Origin of the sequence: Nocardia sp. NPDC005998 (genome assembly GCF_040614395.1) — a bacterium.
Taxonomy (GTDB): domain Bacteria; phylum Actinomycetota; class Actinomycetes; order Mycobacteriales; family Mycobacteriaceae; genus Nocardia.
Window position 1 is genome coordinate 73592 of sequence record NZ_JBEXUI010000033.1, and the last position, 18589, is coordinate 92180.

Below are 18589 nucleotides of genomic sequence, written 5' to 3' on the forward strand. Positions count from 1 at the left end.
ACATGGCCACCGAGGATCCGCGTGCCGCGCTGCTCGACGCGGGCGAACGACTCATCGCCGAACGCGGCGTGGACGTCCCGCTGCGCGATATCGCGGCGGCCGCGGGCCAGCGCAACAACTCAGCGGTGCACTACTACTTCGACTCCCGCGGCGGGCTGATCGAGGCCATTGTCGAACGCCGCATGAACTGGCTCGAGGACCGCCGCATGGGTCTGCTCGCCCAGCACGAGGCCGACGGCACCGCACACGAGATCCACACACTGGTCGCCATGCTCACCGCACCCATCCTCGAACTCATCGGCACACCGCGGATCACCCACTACGGCCGCTTCCTCGAAGTGGTGCGCGCCCACCCCGTGGTCGCCGACGCCCGCCGCCTCGCCGGTGCCGACCGCGCCGCCGTGCGCATCATCGCCACCCGCCTCGACGCGGCCCTCGCACAACTCCCACCCCGCCGACGCCGCCAACGCCTGGAAACCATGGCAACGGTGATGTTCGCCTTGATCGCCGACTATGAACGTGCGCTGGAAGCGGGTGTGCGCACCGCGGACCCGGACAGCGATGCGGCCGAAATCATCGACATGATCGTCGCCATGCTCACCGTGCCGGTCCACCAGGCGACACCCGGTGGCGCATAGAATTTCTGTTCGGGATCGAACTGGACATCAGTGGTCGCGACTGCGCCGTATCAGGATGTCAGCGGTATCCGTAGTCGTGCCAGTTCGCGAGGACCCGTTGCTGGACATCGGTAGGCCAGCCGTTGGCGAAGCTGCCTTTGACCGGCCGGTCTTCGGTGCTGAAGAGGTCGGCGAGCAGACAGTTGTAGACCACTTTCCCGGCGCGGTAGGAGTGCGCCTCGACCTCGGACAGGTAGACCGACAGTTGGACGTGTGGTTCGGCGGGGAAGTGGACTTCGCCGTGTTCGGGGTGGGCGCGGGTGGCGAAGGCCCACACGACATCCTTGACGTCGGCGATGTCGACATCGTCCTCGACCACGAGCACTTTCGGCACACCGAACCCGGCTTTGCCGGCAAAGACCACCTCACCGACCTTGCGTGCGAATTCGGCGGAGGGAATCGGAAGAGTCTCGTGCCAGTCCGAGCGCGCCGAGACGATCAGCCAGTGCATCGCCGACTCGTAGGAGAACCAGGTGGAGGCGATCGGTAGCCCGACCTCGCGGAGTTGGTGGAGGATCTCGGCAGCGTGCATGGTGCCAGTGACGGTGTGGTCCTCCTCCACCGGCGGGCCGGCGGCGACGACGGGCAGGATGGCGCCGTCGCGGTGGGTGATCGCGCTGACGTGGAAGACCGGCTTCAGTGATTGCTCCATGGCGTTGTAGCCGGGGTATTCGTTCATCGGCCCCTCCATGACGGTCTCGTCGAAGGCGATGTGACCCTCGACGACGATCTCGGCGGTGGCCGGGACATGCAGATCGACCGTTTCGGCGGGGACTACCTCGATGCCCTCGCCGAACAGTGCCCCCAGGAAGTGGGATTCGTCAACGCCCTCGGGCAGCGGCATCCCGCCGACGAAGGGGAGTCCGGGCTCGACGCCGAGGGCGAGGGCGATGGGCATCGGTTTGCCTTCCTGCGCCCACTTAGCGCGGATGATGCCCAGGTGCTGCGGTCCGGGGATGAGGCAGGCCAGCGTATTGCGACCGGCGATCATCATGCGGTTGACAGACCAGTTCGTCCACGATCCGTCGGGGGTCCTGGCGATGTTCATGCCGTAGGTTTGGATGTAGCGGCCGCCGTCGTTGCCGTGTATCAGCGGGGTCGGGAAGGTCAGTAGGTCGATGTCGTTGTCCCGCAAGATGTTTTGCTTGCACGGCGCATTCGCGGCGGGGACGACCCGGGGTGGGATGCCTGGTTTGTTCCGCGCGGCGACGATTGTTTCGATGATGTCCTGCCCGGTGGCGTCGGCGGGCAGCCCGAGCGCCAAGGCAATTCGTGCGAGCGGGTGACCTTCTCCCGATAGTGCACCCGGGGCACCGAGCACCCGAAATCCGGTGCCTTGGTAGCCGGTGATGTTGGTGAACAGCGGCGCTGGCGCACGCAGGTCGTAGGAGCGACGGATGATCGCGCCGATCTCGAGATTCCAGTCGACTTCACGGTCGATCTGTTGGAGTTCGCCGATGCGTTCCAGTTCCGCGATGAATTCGCGCAGACTACGCAGGTGTGTCAACGGTGGTTCCCTTCAACATGTTCGGGTGTTCTCCCCAGCGGGGCAGGTCGGGTACTTCGATGCCCAGTAGATCCAGTGCGCGTCCCGCACTGTGGTCGACGATGTCGGCCACCGATTGCGGGTCGAGGTAGAACGCTGGCACGGGCGGCATGACGATGCCGCCCATCTCGGTGACGGCCGTCATCGCACGCAGGTGCGCGAGTGTCAACGGAGTCTCGCGGACCATCAACACCAGCCGGCGGCGCTCCTTGAGCGTGACATCAGCGGCCCGAGTGAGCAGGTTGTCGTTATCGGCATGGGCGACGGCCGACAAGGTGCGGATCGAGCACGGCGCAACGATCATCCCGTCGGTGCGAAACGACCCGGAGGCGATGGCCGCGCCGATCTCGGCAGGGCGGTAGGTCACCTCAGCCATAGCCGCGAGATCCCTTGCACTCAAACCGGTCTCGTATGCTCTGGTCTGCTGGCCGGCCGGACTCACGACAAGATGCGTTTCCACACCCGCTTTGCGGGCCAACTCCAAAACCCTTATGCCGTAGACGATTCCGGTTGCGCCGCTGATCCCGACCACCAAACGCTTCGAACTGCTCACCTGAACCAGCTTCCTGCGAATTCCCAACGATGATCAACAGTCAAAATGGGGGTTTCGATAAACGGAGCTAATGGATAGGTTGATGATCGTGGACGTCAATCGCGTCGATCCCGCTGAGATGGAAGTCTTTCTTACTCTCGCCGAGGAACTGCATTTCGGACGTACAGCGGAGCGTCTCGGCCTGTCGCAGCCTCGCGTGAGTCAACTACTCCGCTCGCTCGAGCGTCGCGTGGGCCGCCGACTGGTTGAGCGGACCAGCCGACGAGTCGCTCTCAATCCGCTCGGCGAGCACCTACTCGCGGGCGTGCGTCCGGCATTCGATGATCTGCGCCGCGCGTTCGCCGCCACGCGGGCAGCCGCACTGGGCTTGCGTATCGGATTCCTCGGGCCGTACGTCACGACACTGGACGTGCCGGTGGCCCACTTCCGGGACCGCTACCCTGACTACGCGGTTTCGCTGGTTCAGGTCCCGTGGACCGACATCTTCGGCCCGCTGCGCCGCGCCGAGATCGACATCCAGATCTGCCTTGCTCCGGTGCGGCAGCCCGATCTGATCGTCGGCCCGCAGCTCGCGATCTTCCCCCGACTGTTGGCGATCGCCCGCTCTCATCCCTTTGCGGCCCGGCCGCGGCTCGACATCGAGGATCTGGCCGACTTGCGAGTTATCGGACCGAATGCGAACGTCCCGCCGGAGTTCGCCGACGAGTTCTGGCCGCCATCGACGACCCCGTCGGGCCGTCCCATCCCGCGCGATTCGGGGACTGCTTGCACCGAACCGGAGATGCTCAGTGCCGTCGCGCGCGGCGACCGCGTATTCGTCACCACCGCGGCCCTGCCTACCCATTTCTCTCACCCCGACGTGGCGTTCGTGCCACTCACGGGCATGCCCGACGCCAGGGTCCTGCTCGTTTGGCGGCGCGACAATCCTTCCGCTCACGCCACCGAATTAGCGCGTCTGGTAGCCCAGCTCTGATCGGGGGCGGGTGGCAAACCCTTGCGCGCTAGGAATGGTTGCTGTTCCTGAGTCCGTCGAGGACAACGACTCCAAGGTGACCAATGGGCGCACCCGGATCGAGATCTCGGGCACCGCCGGCGATCTGGCAATCGTCTCCGGTGCCAACGGGCCGGGCGGGATTTCACTGAGTGAACTGCGCCTGCTGGGTTCCCGCGGCGAGGAAACATGGCAGCCGCTGCCGGGCGAGGATCCGCCTGGCGGCGCTAATCACGCCAGACGGGTGGGCGCTTCGCCAGGAAGGCCGCCATCCCTTCGCGGGCGCCGGGGAGTTGGGCGGCGGCAGCCATGACTTCCAAGGCGAGGGCGTAGGCATCTGCTTCGGGGCGGTCGAGTTGGCGGTAGAGAGTGCGTTTGCCGAGTGCCTTGCTGGCCCGGCTGCCCCTGGTAGCGCGGGCGAGCAACTCGGCCACGGCAGTGTCGAGCTCGGCATCTGGCACCGCTCGGTTGATCAGGCCCCACTGTTCGGCGGTGCGGGCATCGATCGGGTCGCCGGTGAGGGCGAGTTCCATCAGGCGTTTACGGCCGACCGCGCGCGCCACCGGCACGGCGGGAGTGTGGCAGAACCAGCCGCCCTTGCCGCCGGGAAGCGCGAAACCGGCCGATTCGGCGGCGACGGCCAGGTCGCAGGAGGCTACCAGCTGGCAGCCGGCGGCAGTGGCCAGACCGTGCACGCGAGCGATCACCACCTGCGGCACCGACTCGATGGTGGACATGAGCTCCGTGCACAGTGTCAGCAGTTCCCGCACGCCGAGCAGGTCGCGCGCGGCGACGTCGGCGAAATCATGTCCCGCGGAGAACACCGGACCACGCGCCCCGAGCACTATCCCGGTGGCGTCGGTCTCGCCCGCAGCCCGGAACGAGGCGAGCAGTTCGGCCAGATGCTCGCTCGACAGCGCATTGCGCCGCTCCGGCCAGTTCATGGTGATGCGCACCGTGTCGCCGTCCCGCGCGACCAGCACATGCCGATACTCCAAGGCGGTCATACCTCCACCGTAGATCTCCACAGGCAAGGAGACGACACCTCGCGAGTGATCGAGACCCCGCATTGTTGTCGGCCGACCCCATCGCCATGCCCACCGACGTACCTGTTACGGCCACCCGTCGCAATTCGTTGCCGAAGCACACCGAATTCAGGTCTCCGAATGGCCGAAACCAGGCCGGACCGATCTGGTACGGCCCCCCGCTTCGACGCCGGGGGCCGCTGTGATCATTTGCTCAGAGCTTTGCCGCCATTCGGAGCCACCGCGAACCACGTTCCACCGACACCCTGGCCCAGCAGATCGCCTGGTTTGGTGTCTTTCGAGAAGTAGTACACCGGCCAACCCCCGATAGTGATTTGGCATGCGCCGTCGGCACGTTCGATGAACCCGACGAGTTGGGGGTCGACGCCCGAGGCGTAGAGCGCTTGATCGCGGGCAACGGTCAGCGGCGGCCAGGTCACGGCGCACTGCCCGGAGCAATTGGATACCGATGGCGTCGCGGTGTCCTTGTCGAACCGGTACAGCGACCGGCCGGATCCGTCCGAAACAAACTTTCCGACGCTCGGGTTGCTGGTCACCTGGAGTTGCACCGCGTTCGCGGTCCCGGCCGGGGCCGCACCGCCGTAGATCTTCAGCCAGCCTTGCGTTTTCGCTACTGCGGCGGCCTGTCCCGCTGCGGGCGCTGCTGTGGCTGCGGCTGTCGCGGTCGAGGACGTCGTCGCCGTCGCCTCGGCACCTTTGTCGCCACCACAGGCGCTGAGCAGACCTGCGAGAACGACCGCAGCAGCGGCGAGCGGCACTGCGGCACGCTGGATTCGTTTGGCTGAATTCATATTTCGGATCCTCCGTCGCTGATCGATGAGGTGCACACCGCATCTCGTCCCCCGTACTACGAACTACCGCAACCATTTGGTTCACCCGGGACGCCACAGTCGTGGTGTTTGCTATCTCACAGTTGGAAGTACAAAGAATCGGGCGCTGCTGTCGACGCGGAACCCGTGCGGGTTGCCGACAAGCCGATTGCCTGAAGGTCAGGCGGGCAGGCCGATCAGGTCGGCGATGAGATTCATCTGGTGTTCGAAGTAGTCGCCGACGGCAGTGATGGTGCCGTCGAGGCGGCCGAAGATCTCGAAGGTGACGAGCCCGAAAAGCTGTGTCCAGCCGAGGAATACGCGGTCGAGCACCTCTTCGGGCAGCCCGGACTGCTGCTCGTCGATGAGGATGCGGAGATCGCCGCGCACAGAGTTGGGCAGCGGCGTGGCCAGTGGCGCGGGCCGTAGCAGGCCAGCGCTTTCGGCATCGGCGGCGATGTCGGCGAGCAGTAGGACGACGGTGGCGGCGGGCGCGATGGTGTCCCGGGGCGCGTCGTAGCCCGGGATGGGGCTGCCATAGAGCAGGCCGTATTCGCTGGGATTGGCGGTGGCCCAGTCCCGCACGGCCGTGCAGACGGCAAGCCAGCGGCCGCGTTGGTCGCCGGTCGGCCGGGCTTCGGCCGCGCGGGTGGCGGCATTGCCGAGCGATTCGTAGCTTTCCAGAATGAGAACGGTGAGCAGGTCGTCGCGGCTGGGGAAGTAGCGGTAGAGCGCGGAGGCGACGATGCCCATGTCGCGGGCGACTCCGCGCAGTGAGAGTCCGGCGCCGTCGGCGGCCAGCCGCTTCCGGGCGGTGGCCTTGATTTCCTCGATCATTTCGGTGCGGACGCGGGCGCGCAGGGATGCGGCGGACATATCCGCAGTGTAGAGAACGGGAAGCCATAGGAGAACAGTAGACAACTAAGAGAACACTGTTCTTGACGGGAAACGCTGTGCTCGCTTACTGTCGAATCATCCCGAGAACACTGTTCTGAATGAAGAACGCCAGACCGGATCGAGGACCTCATGTCCCTGCACGTCGTCATCGGAGCGGGCCCCGTAGGTACCGCCACCGCACTCCTGCTCGCGGCCCGCGGCGAGCGCGTCCGCCTGATCACCCGCCGCGGCTCCGGCCCCGAGCATCCGGCCGTCGAACGCGTCACGGCCGACGCCACCGATGCTGCTGCCCTGGTCACTCACTGCCTGGACGGGACCGCCGTCTACCAGTGCGCCCAACCGGCCTATCACCGCTGGCCGCAGGACTTCCCGCCGCTGCACCGCGCAGTGCTGACCGCCGCGGAACACTCCGGAGCAATGCTGGTCACCGTCGGAAACCTGTACGGCTATGGCGAATTCGACATTCCGGTCACCGAAGACCGGCCGCTGCGTCCGAATTCGGTAAAGGGCCGTGTACGCGCCGAGATGTGGGCGGAGCAACTGGCCGCACACGAGGCCGGTCGCATCCGCACCGCCGAGGTGCGCGGCTCGGACTACCTCGGCCCCCACGCCACCTCCGCGGCGACCACCCTGCTGCTCCCGGCGGTGCTGTCCGGCCGACGCGCCCTGGTCCCCGCCGATCTCGACGCACCGCACACCTGGACCGCCACCGCCGATGTGGCCCGCCTGCTGGTCGCGGTGGCCGCAGACGAATCCGCCTGGGGCAAGCCTTGGCACGTGCCCTCGGCTGCGCCGCTATCGGTGCGCGCGCTGGCCGAGCAGCTCGCGACGGTTGCGAAAGCCCCGCCCGCCCGCGTCACGCGCATGCCTGCGGCGATGCTCTGGTCGGCGGGCCTGTTCGTTCCGTCCGCCCGCGAGATCCGTGAACTGCGCTATCAGTTCGATCGCCCGTTCGTCATGGATTCCTCCGCCGCGACGGCGCATTTTGCCCTCGACCCGACCCCGCTCGAGGACTCTCTCCGGGGGACCGTCGACGCCTTCCGGGGCCGCGCCGCCCGGCAGTGACAGGAGCACCGACGATGTCCACCTCGAAGGCTGCGGACCAGGTATCGACACGCGTGGCGTTGCCGATCGTGGCGGCCGTGGTCTGCATGAACGTCGGTTTCATCGGTCTGGGAGCGGTATTCGACTACCCGCGTGTGCTGTCGCGCCCGAGCGCGGAGGTGCTGTCGCTGTTTCGGGCGCACGAGGCCGCGGTGGTGTCGTGGTTCTCGGTGCTGGTGTTCGGCGCGGTGCTGTTCGTCCCGACCGCGGTGCTGGCCGGGCGTCTCGATGATTCCCCGCGCATGCGGTGGGCGGTGCGGGCCGGTGCGGCGGCGGGCGTGGTGCAGGCGATCGGTCTGCTGCGCTGGCCGCTGCTCGTGCCGTCACTGGCCGAACGCGCTGCCCGTGCGGGCGAGAGTAGTTCTGCGACAGCCGAATTCGAGCTCTGGAATCGAATGCTCGGTTCGGCGCTGGGGAAGACCTGCGGCTACGCGCTGACGGCCGCCTGGACGGTGTATCGAGAGGCTCAACGCCGGGAGCGTGGGGCCGGAATGTCTTTGAGTTCGTCCCCTCCCGGTGGCTCGTCGAATGGGTGGCACCTGATCTCACATCGCAGTCACGCTCAGCCGTCCGCCGATGCCGAAGGTATCTGGCAGGTGTAATGCCCGCACTATCAGCCCTCACGGGCAAGCCGCGTCAATTCGACTGTTGCCGAACGCAACTCGCCCGCGGAATCGATCGGCGTCACATAGCCCACCCGGGTCCGCGCCACACCCCGCGGTGTCACGACCCGCAGGTCCAGCCCATACCGATCGGCTCGCTCGCAGCTCGCCTCGGTCGCGTCCGGATACCCACCCAACACCTGCGCCATCGACAACAGCGCATCGGCGTGATCATCATTGAGATGCGTGATCGCCCGCCCCGCCAACGGAATGACCGGATCCGGCGCAGCCGCGAGAAACTGCTCGGCACTCGCCGAATCCATCCGCCCATACCCGCCGACCCAGCGAATCCGCCGCACCCGCAACACCCACAGCGAGAAATCGCTGTAATCCACGTAGTACTTCGCCGCGGGCACCGCCGCCAGATGCGCCTCGCGCGCCGCATCCGCCTCCGCACCGACCGGACGCTCCACCACACCGGCCAGCGTGATCCGCGTTCCAGCCAACGGATCGGCGGGCATCTCCGGCGCCACCACCGACAGGCTGGCCCGCGGGTCGGCCGCGAGATTGCGCCCATGCTCGGCCATCCGCGAGACGCACAGCACCGGCTGCCCCGCCAGCAGCCCATAGGTGACGAACGACGCCCATGGCCCACCATCCTCGCTCAAACTCGCCAAGGTGGCGATATTCGTCGCCGCCGCAACGGTTCTGGCCTCCTCGGCCGCGGAGGGCCGGGCGGGATTGACCACCGGCACGGTCGGTTGTGGAATCGAAGGCGCGTCGCCCGGATCACCATGATCGAGAGTCATACCGTCCATCCTCGCAGGTATCCACGGCCTGTCCACGGAGGTATCCGGGCCCCGGTAACGAGCCTGATGGCGGAGCGCAGCCGCACCACGCAGCGACGTGGGAGCGCAGACATCGGACACCCGAAACGCCGACGACCGGATATCGAAGCGATCGATCGCGCGCGCAACGGCGGCTGATCGGGAAAACTGGCGTGCGTGACCCGATACGCATTCGACGCCGACCGCAACGCCCTGGTCGCCATCTGGGCGACCGGACGCGGCGATCTCGCGACAACGGTGGCCCAACTGCCACCGATAAACCCCGACCAGGCAACGAGTTTGGCGTCGAATCTGACCACCCTGTCCCGCTTCCAGTGGCGTACCTACACCCATCCGGCAAGCGCCGCAGGCGATCCCGATGTCCCCAATAGCGAAGCCTGGCGGCGCGCGGAGGAGCGCCGCAACTTCAAGGAGGTCGAGGCCGGGATCCGCACCCCGAACCTGCCCACCGACCGCGGTCTGATCGTCTCCTACAGCGGTGTGGTCGAATCCGCGCATCGCGTAGGCCGCACCCTGCACGCCATCGACGATGCCACACTGCGCGACACCATCGCCGCCGAAGTCCGCACCGAACAGGCCGCCATCGAATCCGCCGAACTCGGCGACCTGTCCGGCCGCGCCCGCCAAGCGGTCGAACTGTCACGCCCGGACGTCTCACCCGCCCAGGTGCAGGCCGCCGACGAACTGCTGCGCGCCGATCCGCTCGGCACCATCGAACTGTTCACCGAACTCGATCCCGCCTCCGCGTCCGTCGCGGCCGCGCATTGGCTCTACGCCGCCGCCGAAGTAGCAGGCGAACTCGCGGGTGTGGCGACCGCCGACGTGGTCGTCGAGGCCGACGATATCGAGGCGCTGCAAGTCGAGACCCCGACCCTGGTACTGGAACGCCTCACCGCCGGTGAGACCCCGACCGAGATCGTCGTCGACCTCATCGCCGAGGCCATGGCCGTCTCCGAGGGACATGTGCCAGCACCGTGGGCCGTGGTGGCCCGGGTCGCCGAAATCGAAGAGCAGGCCCGCAAATTCGACCTCGACAGCGCCACCCGCGCTGCCCTGCTCGACGAATTCCGCATCAGCCGCCTCGATCCCACCCGCCCGGCGCTCGACCTCCTCGAAGACCTCCTCGACGGCATCCGTGGCTGCCTGCTGCTGTATGCGACCCACACCGCGGGTGCGGACGCGCAGGTCGAAGCCCAATTCGCCGAGGATGTGCGAGGTGAAGCCGACACCCACTCCGATCAACTGTTCTGACCGGGTTCGGCGGCGATCGCGGCTGTGCCGCAGCGGTTCCTGTCCGGGCCGGTAGGTCGCAGCGCCCACTCTCGTCCGTGGAATACACGGGAGTGGGCGTTGTGGTCTATTCGCTGCGCTGCTCGTGCCGAATATCGTTCCGTGGCTCGGTATGAAGTTTCCGCCGCTCGGTACCCGGCGCTGGTATGCCACGGCGACGATACCGACCGCAGCCGAGTGTCGACCTGCCGGTGTTGGAGCGTCGGCGTTATTTCTGCATCGACGTGATCGAGTCGATACCGTGCGCGGCTGGATGGCGACCGCGTCGCCGTCCACCCTGGCCAGCACGAACTAATCGATATCGGCCCGGCCAGATCGAGCACGTGGGCGCGGGTGTCCCCAGAACGGGCCCGCCGATCCGAGATCGGCGGGGATCAGCGCGCGCCACCAGTCGTCGCGTGACCGGCGGTGGCCCGCGCCGACCGATAGGTACACGAATCGCGGCCGCATGCGCCCGAGTCTGCCGCCCCCTGAGACGCGACCCAGCGGGGGGCGTTCGAGTCGAAACTGCACTGAGTGTGCACTATTCATCGATGGCGGACGAACGACTCATCGCCGAACGCGGCCGGGACGTCCCGCTGCGCGATATCGCCACGGCCACAGGCGCGCAACAACTCAGCGGTGCACCAGTACTTCGACTCCCGATCGCCGTATTCATCCCGCACGTTCGGCGCAGGTCTGTGCTGCTAAGTGGATCGGCGCGGTGACGAAGTGCATGACGCGAGGCAGGTGCGGTTCAACCGCAGCGCATCGACTCGTGGCGCACATCATCGGCGAGCCAACGAACCAGCGCCGCATATACCGTGCCGTGGTTGAGCAATGTGAAGTGGTTGGCTCCAGCGATGTGCAGGCCATTGGCATCGTCGAAACCGATGCGGCGGGCTCGGTTTCGGCCGGAGCCACTGGCGGCGAGGACCAGGCCGTCGCCGATGAAGCGGCCGAGCGGGTGGCGGGGGCTGTGGGTAACCGTGGCGGTGACGAAATAGTGGTCGGCGCAGTCCAGCAGCGGCACCTCGCGAATCACTCTGCGGCGCAAGGTGTCCGTGTCCAGACCTTGCCAGTCCCCGTCGACGAGCGAACCCTGGCGCAGATCGCGGATGCCGGCACTGCGACGGCGCAGCAGCCGCCCCAAGGGCCGGGTCTCCGGCACCCGCACCAAAGCGGCGGAGGCATAGTGGACGAGCTGCTCCAGCGGAGCGCCCAAATGCGGTGAGCCGAGACAGACGATATGCCGAACCCGACGCACCCATGGCAGATCGGCGCGGTCGGCGTCGTAGCAGGCGCCCCGGGCGATCAACCCGCCCATGGAATGGCCGACAAGCGCGATCTGCTCGACCGGCACCGGCCAGTTGTCGACCAGGCGCTGCAGCATCCCGTTCAACAGGCGGGCGTTCTCGGAGATATGCAGCCCACTGTTGTACCGGACCAGCAGCGTCGTGCAGTCGAGATCGCCTTCGAGCCGCTCGGCATAGCTGGGCCGCCCGCCGAGTCGCCAGGCATGCTCGGTCTCCACCAGACCGTGCAGAAACACCACGAGCCGCGGACGCGGATTCGACACCACATCGCCCACCCAACCCGGTGCGACCGGCTCGCCATTGATCCGAAACGTCATCGGCCCGGCCAGAATCGGCCACTCGTCTGCGAGACTGTCACCGATCAAACCCTGTAAGGCCGCAAGGAATCCCGACCCGTACACAGTGCGCGACGGCACCGGCGCGCCGGGCACATCCACGACCCGCTCGGCGAGCGCTCCCGCCGCGACCGCGGTGCCACCGACGAGCCGATATACCCCGTCGGTGATCGCATCGTGCACCACCTTGACCGGCTGCGCCGCGGGCCCGACACCCAACCGCACCGCCGCGAACACCCGATCCGATATCGCACGATGCACCGCCGCGATCCCATCGACCGCCCCACCGATCTCATCGCCCGCCAACCGCGCGAGCGCCTGAATCTCGGTCTGCCGCTGTCGCCCGCCCTCAGTCATATCCTCAGTGTACAACTGTTCACTGAACTTCGTTTGTCGGCGAAATCAGCGCTGCCGTCGTACAGACGGCGCGCACTTCGTCCAGCGACGCCGCATACCGGTCCTGGTCATCCTTCCGCGTTGGCGCCGCCGCTCCGTCGTGTCGAGTCGGATCCCACGCGACGTACGGTTGTCGAGTTTTCGAGCCGACCGAGTTCGATCGCGTCGACCGGTTCGAACGCGCATGACGAACGGCATTCTTCGTCGCTATGACGGCACGTTGCTCACCGCGACGGCGGATTCGGTGAGACTGCCGAGGTACAGGGTGCCGCTGTGTTCGACGACGCCGGTGACCAGGGCATAGTCGGTGCCCTCGGTCTGCAGGTCGTGCACGGTCTTTCCGTCGAAGTCGACCGCCAGCACCCACACGGTCCGCGGTGGCTTGGGCTGCAGCCATTCCGGTAGCGCCCAGACGATGCGGCGCAGAATGCCGGGGAGGGGGAGTAGGCGGTCCAGCAATGGGTTTCGCGGCGAGGGCAGCGTGATCCACACCAAGCCGTCACTGCCCAGTGCCATATTGTCCGGGAAGCCGGGCAGGTTCTCGATCAGCAGGTCGTGGGTGCCCGCCTTGGGGCCGCTGAGCCAGTAGCGGGTCACGCGGTATGCCGCGGTTTCGGCGACGAGCACGCAAGAACCGTCAGGGGAGACGACCACCCCGTTGGCGAATTGCAGTCCGTCGATGAGGGTTTCGAGTTTGCCGGACGGATCGAGGCGGAACAGGCGGCCGGTGCCGGAATGCTCCAGTAGATCGCCCCGCCACTGGTGCAGGGGAAAGCGCCGCGAGGACGACGAGAAGTAGATCGTGCCATCTTCGGCGCGAACCACATTGCTAGCGAAGGGGAGTGGCTCACCGTCGAGCTCATCCACCAGCACATCGAGTGTGCCCGCGCTGTCCAGGTGCAGTAGTCCGCGCTCGAAGTCGCAGATCAGAATCGACCCATCGGCGTCGGCATGCATGCCGAGCGGCCGACCGCCGGTATTCACCAGGAGGGTTGCCGAACCGTCCGCGGGGTCGATGCTATAGATCGAACCATCATCGACCCCTGTGATAACCCGGCCCTCCGCAGTGCGCACCACATCCTCGGGCCCGGCGCCCGGGAGTTCCAGCCGGGTGATCGGGGGAAGTGGTGTGGCGCTGCGTGTTTCGCGCGCGCGGGGTGGGGCGGTGGGTGGTGTCCAGCGCTGCGGCTGCATTGTCGATCCAGCGACCATGGCTCAGCCTATCCCGGTATCGACAACCAACCGCATCGAACCGACCACCAAAAGACATGTCCATACGTAGATATGCGCATCTACGCATGTTTGGCACTCGCCGAAGCGCAGACAACTACGTCCGGCTTCGCCGGACGCCGCATAGACGAGAAGGGTGCAACTCCCTTGGACGAGCGATCACCATGCGCTGATGCAGGTAAACGTCGAGAGTGCGTGTGCACCAACGCATTCTCGACTCTATGTAGGGGTGGGGTGGGGCGTTTGTTGGTGTGAGGGGAGGTGGTGATCGGGGGTTCGCGAGACCTCGAGGCGATTCCGCAACAGCCGGTTGGCCCTGCCGGCTGTGCCGTCGCAGGTGGAAAGTCGTTCATTGCGAGGGGTCTGGCGCGACTGTGGGGGAGAAGGTGGGGGTTTGGGGAGGTTGCGGAATTGGAGTGGGGTGCGGGGAATGTTTGGGGTGCTGAACGTTTCGCTGACGGGCGGACCAAACGGCAAGCGGGTGCGTTGGACCTGTAGTAGTTGCAGGCGGTGATCCATGTGTTGGAAGAGGTCATCTGACTTGCGACAGTAATCATTGGACTATATAGATATGCGAATTGATCTATGAAATGCTCTACTACGGCATTGTTGTACAAATCGGAAGATCAAAAGCAGCAAAGACGCCCGGAAGGGGCGCCGTTCGGTGGGGCTCGTTGGAGACCGAGGTGATCGGTCTCCAACGAGTGAGCCGCTAGGGGTTAACAGTGAAGACGTGCCACAGTATGGCGAGGGTTGCCAGGGTGAAGAAGGGGGACAGGATCCAGGTTTCGACCTTGTTGCCGGTTCGCTCGATGACCGGCAGGCTGGTGCGCAGGGAGAAGGGCCAGAAGAGTCGGCAGCCCTTGTCGGTGAGGCAATCACCCAGGAGGTGGGCGAGTGCGCCGAGGCCGACGGAGAACGGTAGCCATGCCGGTTTGTCGGTGATCCAGTGGTCCATTGCGAAGGTTCCTGCCGCGGCCAGGATGACGATCGTGCCCCATGCTTCGATGCCGTCGCCGGAGGGGCAGAGGTGCAGTGCCCGTACCGCAAGGGCGAGCAGGAAGAAGACCAGTCCGAGGGTGAAATAGCGTCCGATCCAATGTTCGCCCGCCCAGGTTCCGCAGGCGACGGCGATGACGAAGGCGAAGGAATGGGTGGCGTGCCGATGTCCGCCGGAGATCCAGGAGATCAGGCGACACAGGTGATAGGAGATCGGACCGAGCACATGCGCGATGGTGCCGTTCGGATGGTCGGCATCGGGCAGCAACGCGGCCCCGGCCGTCAGGAAGGTGCCGAGTAATACTTCGACTGCGCCGAGATGCGCATCCCCACTGGGCAATACCGGATATACCAACGCCGAGATGGGCAACGTCGCCGCTGCCACCGACCAGGCGAACGCGCCACTGGTCGCATGTGAATGTCCTAGCACCGCATGAACGTTAGTTGACCTTAAGCCGTTTCAAACAAACGCGACTAACCCGTGGGTGAAAAGGTATCGGGGGGAGGTGATTTCACCGACAGCGGCCAGACACGTTCGGTGTGCCCGTTGCGCATGGAGCATCCGGCGAACGGTCCGTTGGGATGGAGCAGCACGTTCATATGGCTATCGGCATGGTCGAGGAACCACAGCGATAAACCCAATGCATCATTGAGCCGATAGCGTTCCCAGGATTGCCAGAGCGCTTCCAGACGCGCGACGGCCTCGGAGTGCCGCCACCATTCGGGGCACCAGGCCATGCCGTTATCGGCCACCTTGCGGCGGTAGACCAGGGATAGGTAGTTCTCGACGAACTCGACTACCGATCCATAGACCTGTGTCCGCTGTTCTTTCATGGCGCCCCCGCAGCCCGTGGCATTCCGAACAGCTTCGAGAGTAGTCACGAAATCTACTGAGGTCCTTGGTGAAACCTTTACATTATTCGGGTTGCCGGGATCGCGGATCGACGATCCGATCCAGGGCATGCAGATCCGATTCGAGTGCGTAGAAGATGCGCAATGCAGCGACAAAGGCAAAAAGACAGACGGTACAGAGGATGACGGTCGGACCGATCACCGTTTGCTGCTGCGCCGGATTGAGGCAGATCAGACCAGTCGCGACACCGATCAGTGGTACCGATGCGGCTATGCCCAGATATATCCGGCTGCGTCGGGCCAGCCGTCGCAACCGGACGGCGTCGTCGGGGAAGGTCTGCCCGGTGCCGAGCAAACCAGGGTAGTACCAGCGCAGTACAAAGAATGTGACGGGGAAGTAGGAGTACACGACCGCGACCGCGGCCGCGACGATCAGGGATGCGATGAGGTTGACCATGAATCTCGTGGTGAGGTCCGCGCTGGCCTGTAATTGGGGCAAGAAGATCGCCAGCGACAATGCCCAACCGGTGAACGAGACCAGCGTGATGCGGTCGCCACAGGCCAGGGTGTCGGCGCGGGCGTGTGCGAGGGTCTGCTCGTCGAAGCGTTTACCGCGCCGCAGTCCGTAGGGCACGAGGAACACCCGTCGACACCAATACAGCAGCACGACAATGCCGATGGGGTAGCCGATCACGCCGATCAGGACCGCGAGGCGGAAGAGGCGGGCGCTGTCGTCGGGGGAGAGTTCGTTGTTGAGGAGCCGGGCGTTGTGCGCCCAAAGGTACAGCACGCCGAGGAACTGCCCGAGCACGCTGGACAGCGTTACCACCGGCATCGGCCGCATCTGTAGTTTCGCGCGGAGGCTGTGTGATGGCGGATCGACGAGGTCGCGCGCCGCGCGGTCGAGGGTGAGGTCGAGCTGGTTGGCGAGTTCGGCGCCGGTGGCGAATCGGTCGGCCGGATCGGGTGCGAGGCAGGTGAGCAGGGCATGCTGAAGAACCGCTGGGCAGTCCGGTGGGATATCGGCGGCCAGCCGATCGACGATCGGCCGGCGGCGTAGTGCGATCATCCGCTCGAGCGAGGCATCCGATTCGCCCGCGCTGCGTCCGTCGTCGAAGGGGACTCGGCCGGTGAGCAGCTCCCAGAGCACGACGGCGAGGGCGTAGAGATCGCTGCGTGTGTCGAGGTCCGCGGCGTTGGTGGTCATGTTCGGATGGCAGGCCTCGAGTTGTTCGGGGGACATGTAGGCCAGTGAGCCACCGAAGTAGGCCGCCGGGCTCGCGCCGGGGATGTGTGTGCTGAAGCTGATATTGAAGTCGGCGAGTTTGGGTTGTCCGTCGACGGTGAGCAGAACATTGGCGGGTTTGATGTCGCGATGCAGCACACCTGCGTGGTTGGCGTAGTCCAATGCCGCTGCGAGCCGACTGCCGAGCCACGCAACGGTTTCCGGCCAGCTCAGCCGCGCGAGCTTGGCACGGGTCTCCGATGGTTGCGGTTCGAGCACCCCGGCGCTGGCCGCGGCCTCGTCGACGGCGTCGAGCAGTAGTCTGCCGGTCTTGCCCCGAGCTCCGGTGCGGCGTAGCCGCCGTAGTACGCCGAGCAGAGTGCCGCCCGGCACGTACTGCATGTACATCAACTTGAGGCGCTGTTCGGCGATGTGCCGTTGGTCGAAGACGCGCACGATGTGTTCGTGATCGAGTTGGGCTAGCGTTTGGCCCTCGCTGCCGCGGTCGTGGGAGATCTTGACCGCCACCAGCCGGTGCATCGAGCGCTGTCGCGCCAGGAAGACCCGCCCGAACGCGCCCTGGCCGAGCAGGATCAACATGTCGAAATCGTCAACGGTCGCGCCGGGATTGATGGTGTCGAGGGTGGCCTGCGCGGCCGGATCGGCGAGCAGTGTGCTTCGGAAGTGATCGGCATCGAGGCGGTCGGCGATCTGCGTCATCTGCTGGGTATATCGCTGCTCGTACTCGGTGAGATCGAGATCTTGGTCGAGTTGGCGGCGCGCAGTGATCTCCTCGTAGATCAGATCCGGCGGCAGTGGGGCGATGTCGAGTTCGGGGAATTCGGCTCGGTACTCGTCGAGGCGTTTACCCGCCTGCCTGCGTATCGAGCGGTGGTGCAGATCCACCTTGATCAACTCGATCAACGCCGACCGCCGCAACGAACTCTCGGCCGGTAGGTGAGCAGCCAGTTCAGGCGGTTCGGCCGCGGACTCCCACGCGCCCGCGAACTCGGTCACCGCATGTGCCAGCACGGTCTGTGCCACCTTCGCGCGGTCGCCGCCGCTTTGCGGTGGTACCGCGCCGGGCTGCGTATCCATCGTCGGCTCACTCGATCTGCTGGGCGTCCCCGGACAGAACCGAAATATGTGGTTCCCGACGCCCGTAATTGATCCTAGTCGCCGGGCTGGCCCAACCGGTCGATTCGTAGTTGAGTAATCGCGGCGGCAAGCGCCGCTCGACCAGCAGGAGGAGATCTTCATGAGCACGCTGTCGGATCGACCGAACACCGCGTTGATAGTGATCGACGTGCAGAACGGTGTCGTGGGGGAGGCGTATCAGCGGGATGCGGTCGTCGCCAATATCGGCACACTCGTCGAGCGGGCGCGTGAACAGGGTGTTCCGGTCGTGTGGATCCAGCACGCCAGTGCGGAGCTGGTGCCGGGCAGTGCGCTGTGGGAGTACGTCCCGGAGCTGGTGCGTGCGGAATCGGAGCCGTTGGTGCACAAGAGGTTCGGCGACTCGTTCGAGGATACCGAGCTGGCGCAGGTGCTGGCCGAGGTCGGTGTCGGGCGTCTGGTGGTGACCGGCGCGGAGACCGATGCCTGCATCCGGTCCACCATCCACGGCGCCTTCGCGCGGGGTTATGACGTGACGCTTGTCAGCGATGGACATACGACCTTCGACAAGAGTCAATGGGGTGCTCCTGCGCCGGAGCAGGTCATCGCGCACACGAACCTGTACTGGCGCCACCAGGCCGCGCCCGGGCGCACGGCTGCGGTCGCGGAGACCAAGGAAGTCAGCGGCAGCTTCGGGCGCAATGTGCAGCCGTTCCTGCCCTTCGCGAACGCGAGCCACTTCTACAGCGCCACCGAATCGACGGCGAACTGGCACTGG

At 65.9% G+C, this 18589-nt stretch carries 18 protein-coding genes; 6 read left to right on the top strand and 12 right to left on the bottom strand.

The window, feature by feature from the left end:
- Positions 1 to 2 precede the first annotated feature (2 nt).
- Positions 3 to 638: a TetR family transcriptional regulator gene (locus ABZ293_RS32070; protein ID WP_355186782.1), complete on the top strand. Its 636-nt coding sequence runs from the start codon at positions 3 to 5 to the stop codon at positions 636 to 638.
- Positions 639 to 696: 58 nt separating this feature from the next.
- On the opposite strand, the gene ABZ293_RS32075 is transcribed toward ABZ293_RS32070, so the two are convergent.
- Positions 697 to 2184, bottom strand: coding sequence for a UbiD family decarboxylase (locus ABZ293_RS32075; RefSeq protein ID WP_355186784.1), 1488 nt, complete (start codon positions 2182 to 2184; stop codon positions 697 to 699).
- Complete coding sequence (locus tag ABZ293_RS32080) at positions 2168 to 2776, bottom strand: UbiX family flavin prenyltransferase (RefSeq protein ID WP_355186786.1); 609 nt, start codon at positions 2774 to 2776, stop codon at positions 2168 to 2170. The genes ABZ293_RS32075 and ABZ293_RS32080 overlap by 17 nt, the downstream gene beginning before the upstream one ends.
- A gap of 82 nt (positions 2777 to 2858) precedes the next feature.
- Here ABZ293_RS32080 and ABZ293_RS32085 point away from each other — a divergent pair, with 82 nt between their 5' ends.
- Positions 2859 to 3749: a LysR family transcriptional regulator gene (locus ABZ293_RS32085; protein ID WP_355186788.1), complete on the top strand. Its 891-nt coding sequence runs from the start codon at positions 2859 to 2861 to the stop codon at positions 3747 to 3749.
- A 245-nt stretch (positions 3750 to 3994) separates the two neighbouring features.
- On the opposite strand, the gene ABZ293_RS32090 is transcribed toward ABZ293_RS32085, so the two are convergent.
- The 3 genes from ABZ293_RS32090 to ABZ293_RS32100 form a co-directional block, all read right to left on the bottom strand.
- Positions 3995 to 4774 (bottom strand): enoyl-CoA hydratase-related protein, encoded by a 780-nt coding sequence (locus ABZ293_RS32090; RefSeq protein ID WP_354957869.1) that lies wholly within the window; start codon positions 4772 to 4774, stop codon positions 3995 to 3997.
- 224 nt (positions 4775 to 4998) lie between these two features.
- Positions 4999 to 5604: a hypothetical protein gene (locus ABZ293_RS32095; RefSeq protein ID WP_355186789.1), complete on the bottom strand. Its 606-nt coding sequence runs from the start codon at positions 5602 to 5604 to the stop codon at positions 4999 to 5001.
- Positions 5605 to 5802: 198 nt separating this feature from the next.
- Positions 5803 to 6498 (bottom strand): WHG domain-containing protein, encoded by a 696-nt coding sequence (locus ABZ293_RS32100; RefSeq protein ID WP_355186790.1) that lies wholly within the window; start codon positions 6496 to 6498, stop codon positions 5803 to 5805.
- Between the two features lie 150 nt (positions 6499 to 6648).
- Between ABZ293_RS32100 and ABZ293_RS32105 the strand changes: the two genes are divergently transcribed.
- Both ABZ293_RS32105 and ABZ293_RS32110 read left to right on the top strand, forming a co-directional pair.
- A complete protein-coding gene (locus tag ABZ293_RS32105) occupies positions 6649 to 7584 on the top strand; it encodes an NAD-dependent epimerase/dehydratase family protein (RefSeq protein ID WP_355186792.1) in 936 nt (311 codons plus the stop codon).
- Between the two features lie 14 nt (positions 7585 to 7598).
- The gene (locus ABZ293_RS32110) at positions 7599 to 8225 is read left to right on the top strand and encodes a hypothetical protein (RefSeq protein ID WP_355186794.1); all 627 of its coding nucleotides are present in this window, start codon (positions 7599 to 7601) and stop codon (positions 8223 to 8225) included.
- Between the two features lie 11 nt (positions 8226 to 8236).
- On the opposite strand, the gene ABZ293_RS32115 is transcribed toward ABZ293_RS32110, so the two are convergent.
- A complete protein-coding gene (locus tag ABZ293_RS32115; protein WP_355186796.1) occupies positions 8237 to 9034 on the bottom strand; it encodes a DUF2470 domain-containing protein in 798 nt (265 codons plus the stop codon).
- A gap of 195 nt (positions 9035 to 9229) precedes the next feature.
- Between ABZ293_RS32115 and ABZ293_RS32120 the strand changes: the two genes are divergently transcribed.
- The gene (locus ABZ293_RS32120; protein WP_355186798.1) at positions 9230 to 10324 is read left to right on the top strand and encodes a hypothetical protein; all 1095 of its coding nucleotides are present in this window, start codon (positions 9230 to 9232) and stop codon (positions 10322 to 10324) included.
- Between the two features lie 330 nt (positions 10325 to 10654).
- On the opposite strand, the gene ABZ293_RS32125 is transcribed toward ABZ293_RS32120, so the two are convergent.
- The 6 genes from ABZ293_RS32125 to ABZ293_RS32150 all read right to left on the bottom strand — a co-directional run bounded on the left by ABZ293_RS32125 (position 10655) and on the right by ABZ293_RS32150 (position 17793).
- Positions 10655 to 10813: a hypothetical protein gene (locus tag ABZ293_RS32125; RefSeq protein WP_355186800.1), complete on the bottom strand. Its 159-nt coding sequence runs from the start codon at positions 10811 to 10813 to the stop codon at positions 10655 to 10657.
- Positions 10814 to 11099: 286 nt separating this feature from the next.
- Positions 11100 to 12350, bottom strand: coding sequence for an alpha/beta hydrolase (locus ABZ293_RS32130; RefSeq protein WP_355186802.1), 1251 nt, complete (start codon positions 12348 to 12350; stop codon positions 11100 to 11102).
- Between the two features lie 246 nt (positions 12351 to 12596).
- Positions 12597 to 13601: an SMP-30/gluconolactonase/LRE family protein gene (locus tag ABZ293_RS32135; protein ID WP_355186804.1), complete on the bottom strand. Its 1005-nt coding sequence runs from the start codon at positions 13599 to 13601 to the stop codon at positions 12597 to 12599.
- A 730-nt stretch (positions 13602 to 14331) separates the two neighbouring features.
- Positions 14332 to 15048, bottom strand: a complete 717-nt coding sequence (locus ABZ293_RS32140; RefSeq protein ID WP_355186806.1) for a metal-dependent hydrolase — start codon at positions 15046 to 15048, stop codon at positions 14332 to 14334.
- 44 nt (positions 15049 to 15092) lie between these two features.
- A complete protein-coding gene (locus tag ABZ293_RS32145) occupies positions 15093 to 15452 on the bottom strand; it encodes a DUF4913 domain-containing protein (protein ID WP_355186808.1) in 360 nt (119 codons plus the stop codon).
- 82 nt (positions 15453 to 15534) lie between these two features.
- Positions 15535 to 17793, bottom strand: a complete 2259-nt coding sequence (locus tag ABZ293_RS32150; protein ID WP_355186810.1) for a serine/threonine-protein kinase — start codon at positions 17791 to 17793, stop codon at positions 15535 to 15537.
- Positions 17794 to 17953: 160 nt separating this feature from the next.
- On the opposite strand from ABZ293_RS32150, the gene ABZ293_RS32155 reads away from it, so the two are divergent.
- Positions 17954 to 18589: cysteine hydrolase family protein (locus ABZ293_RS32155; protein ID WP_355186812.1), on the top strand; the 636-nt coding region annotated here is incomplete at its 3' end.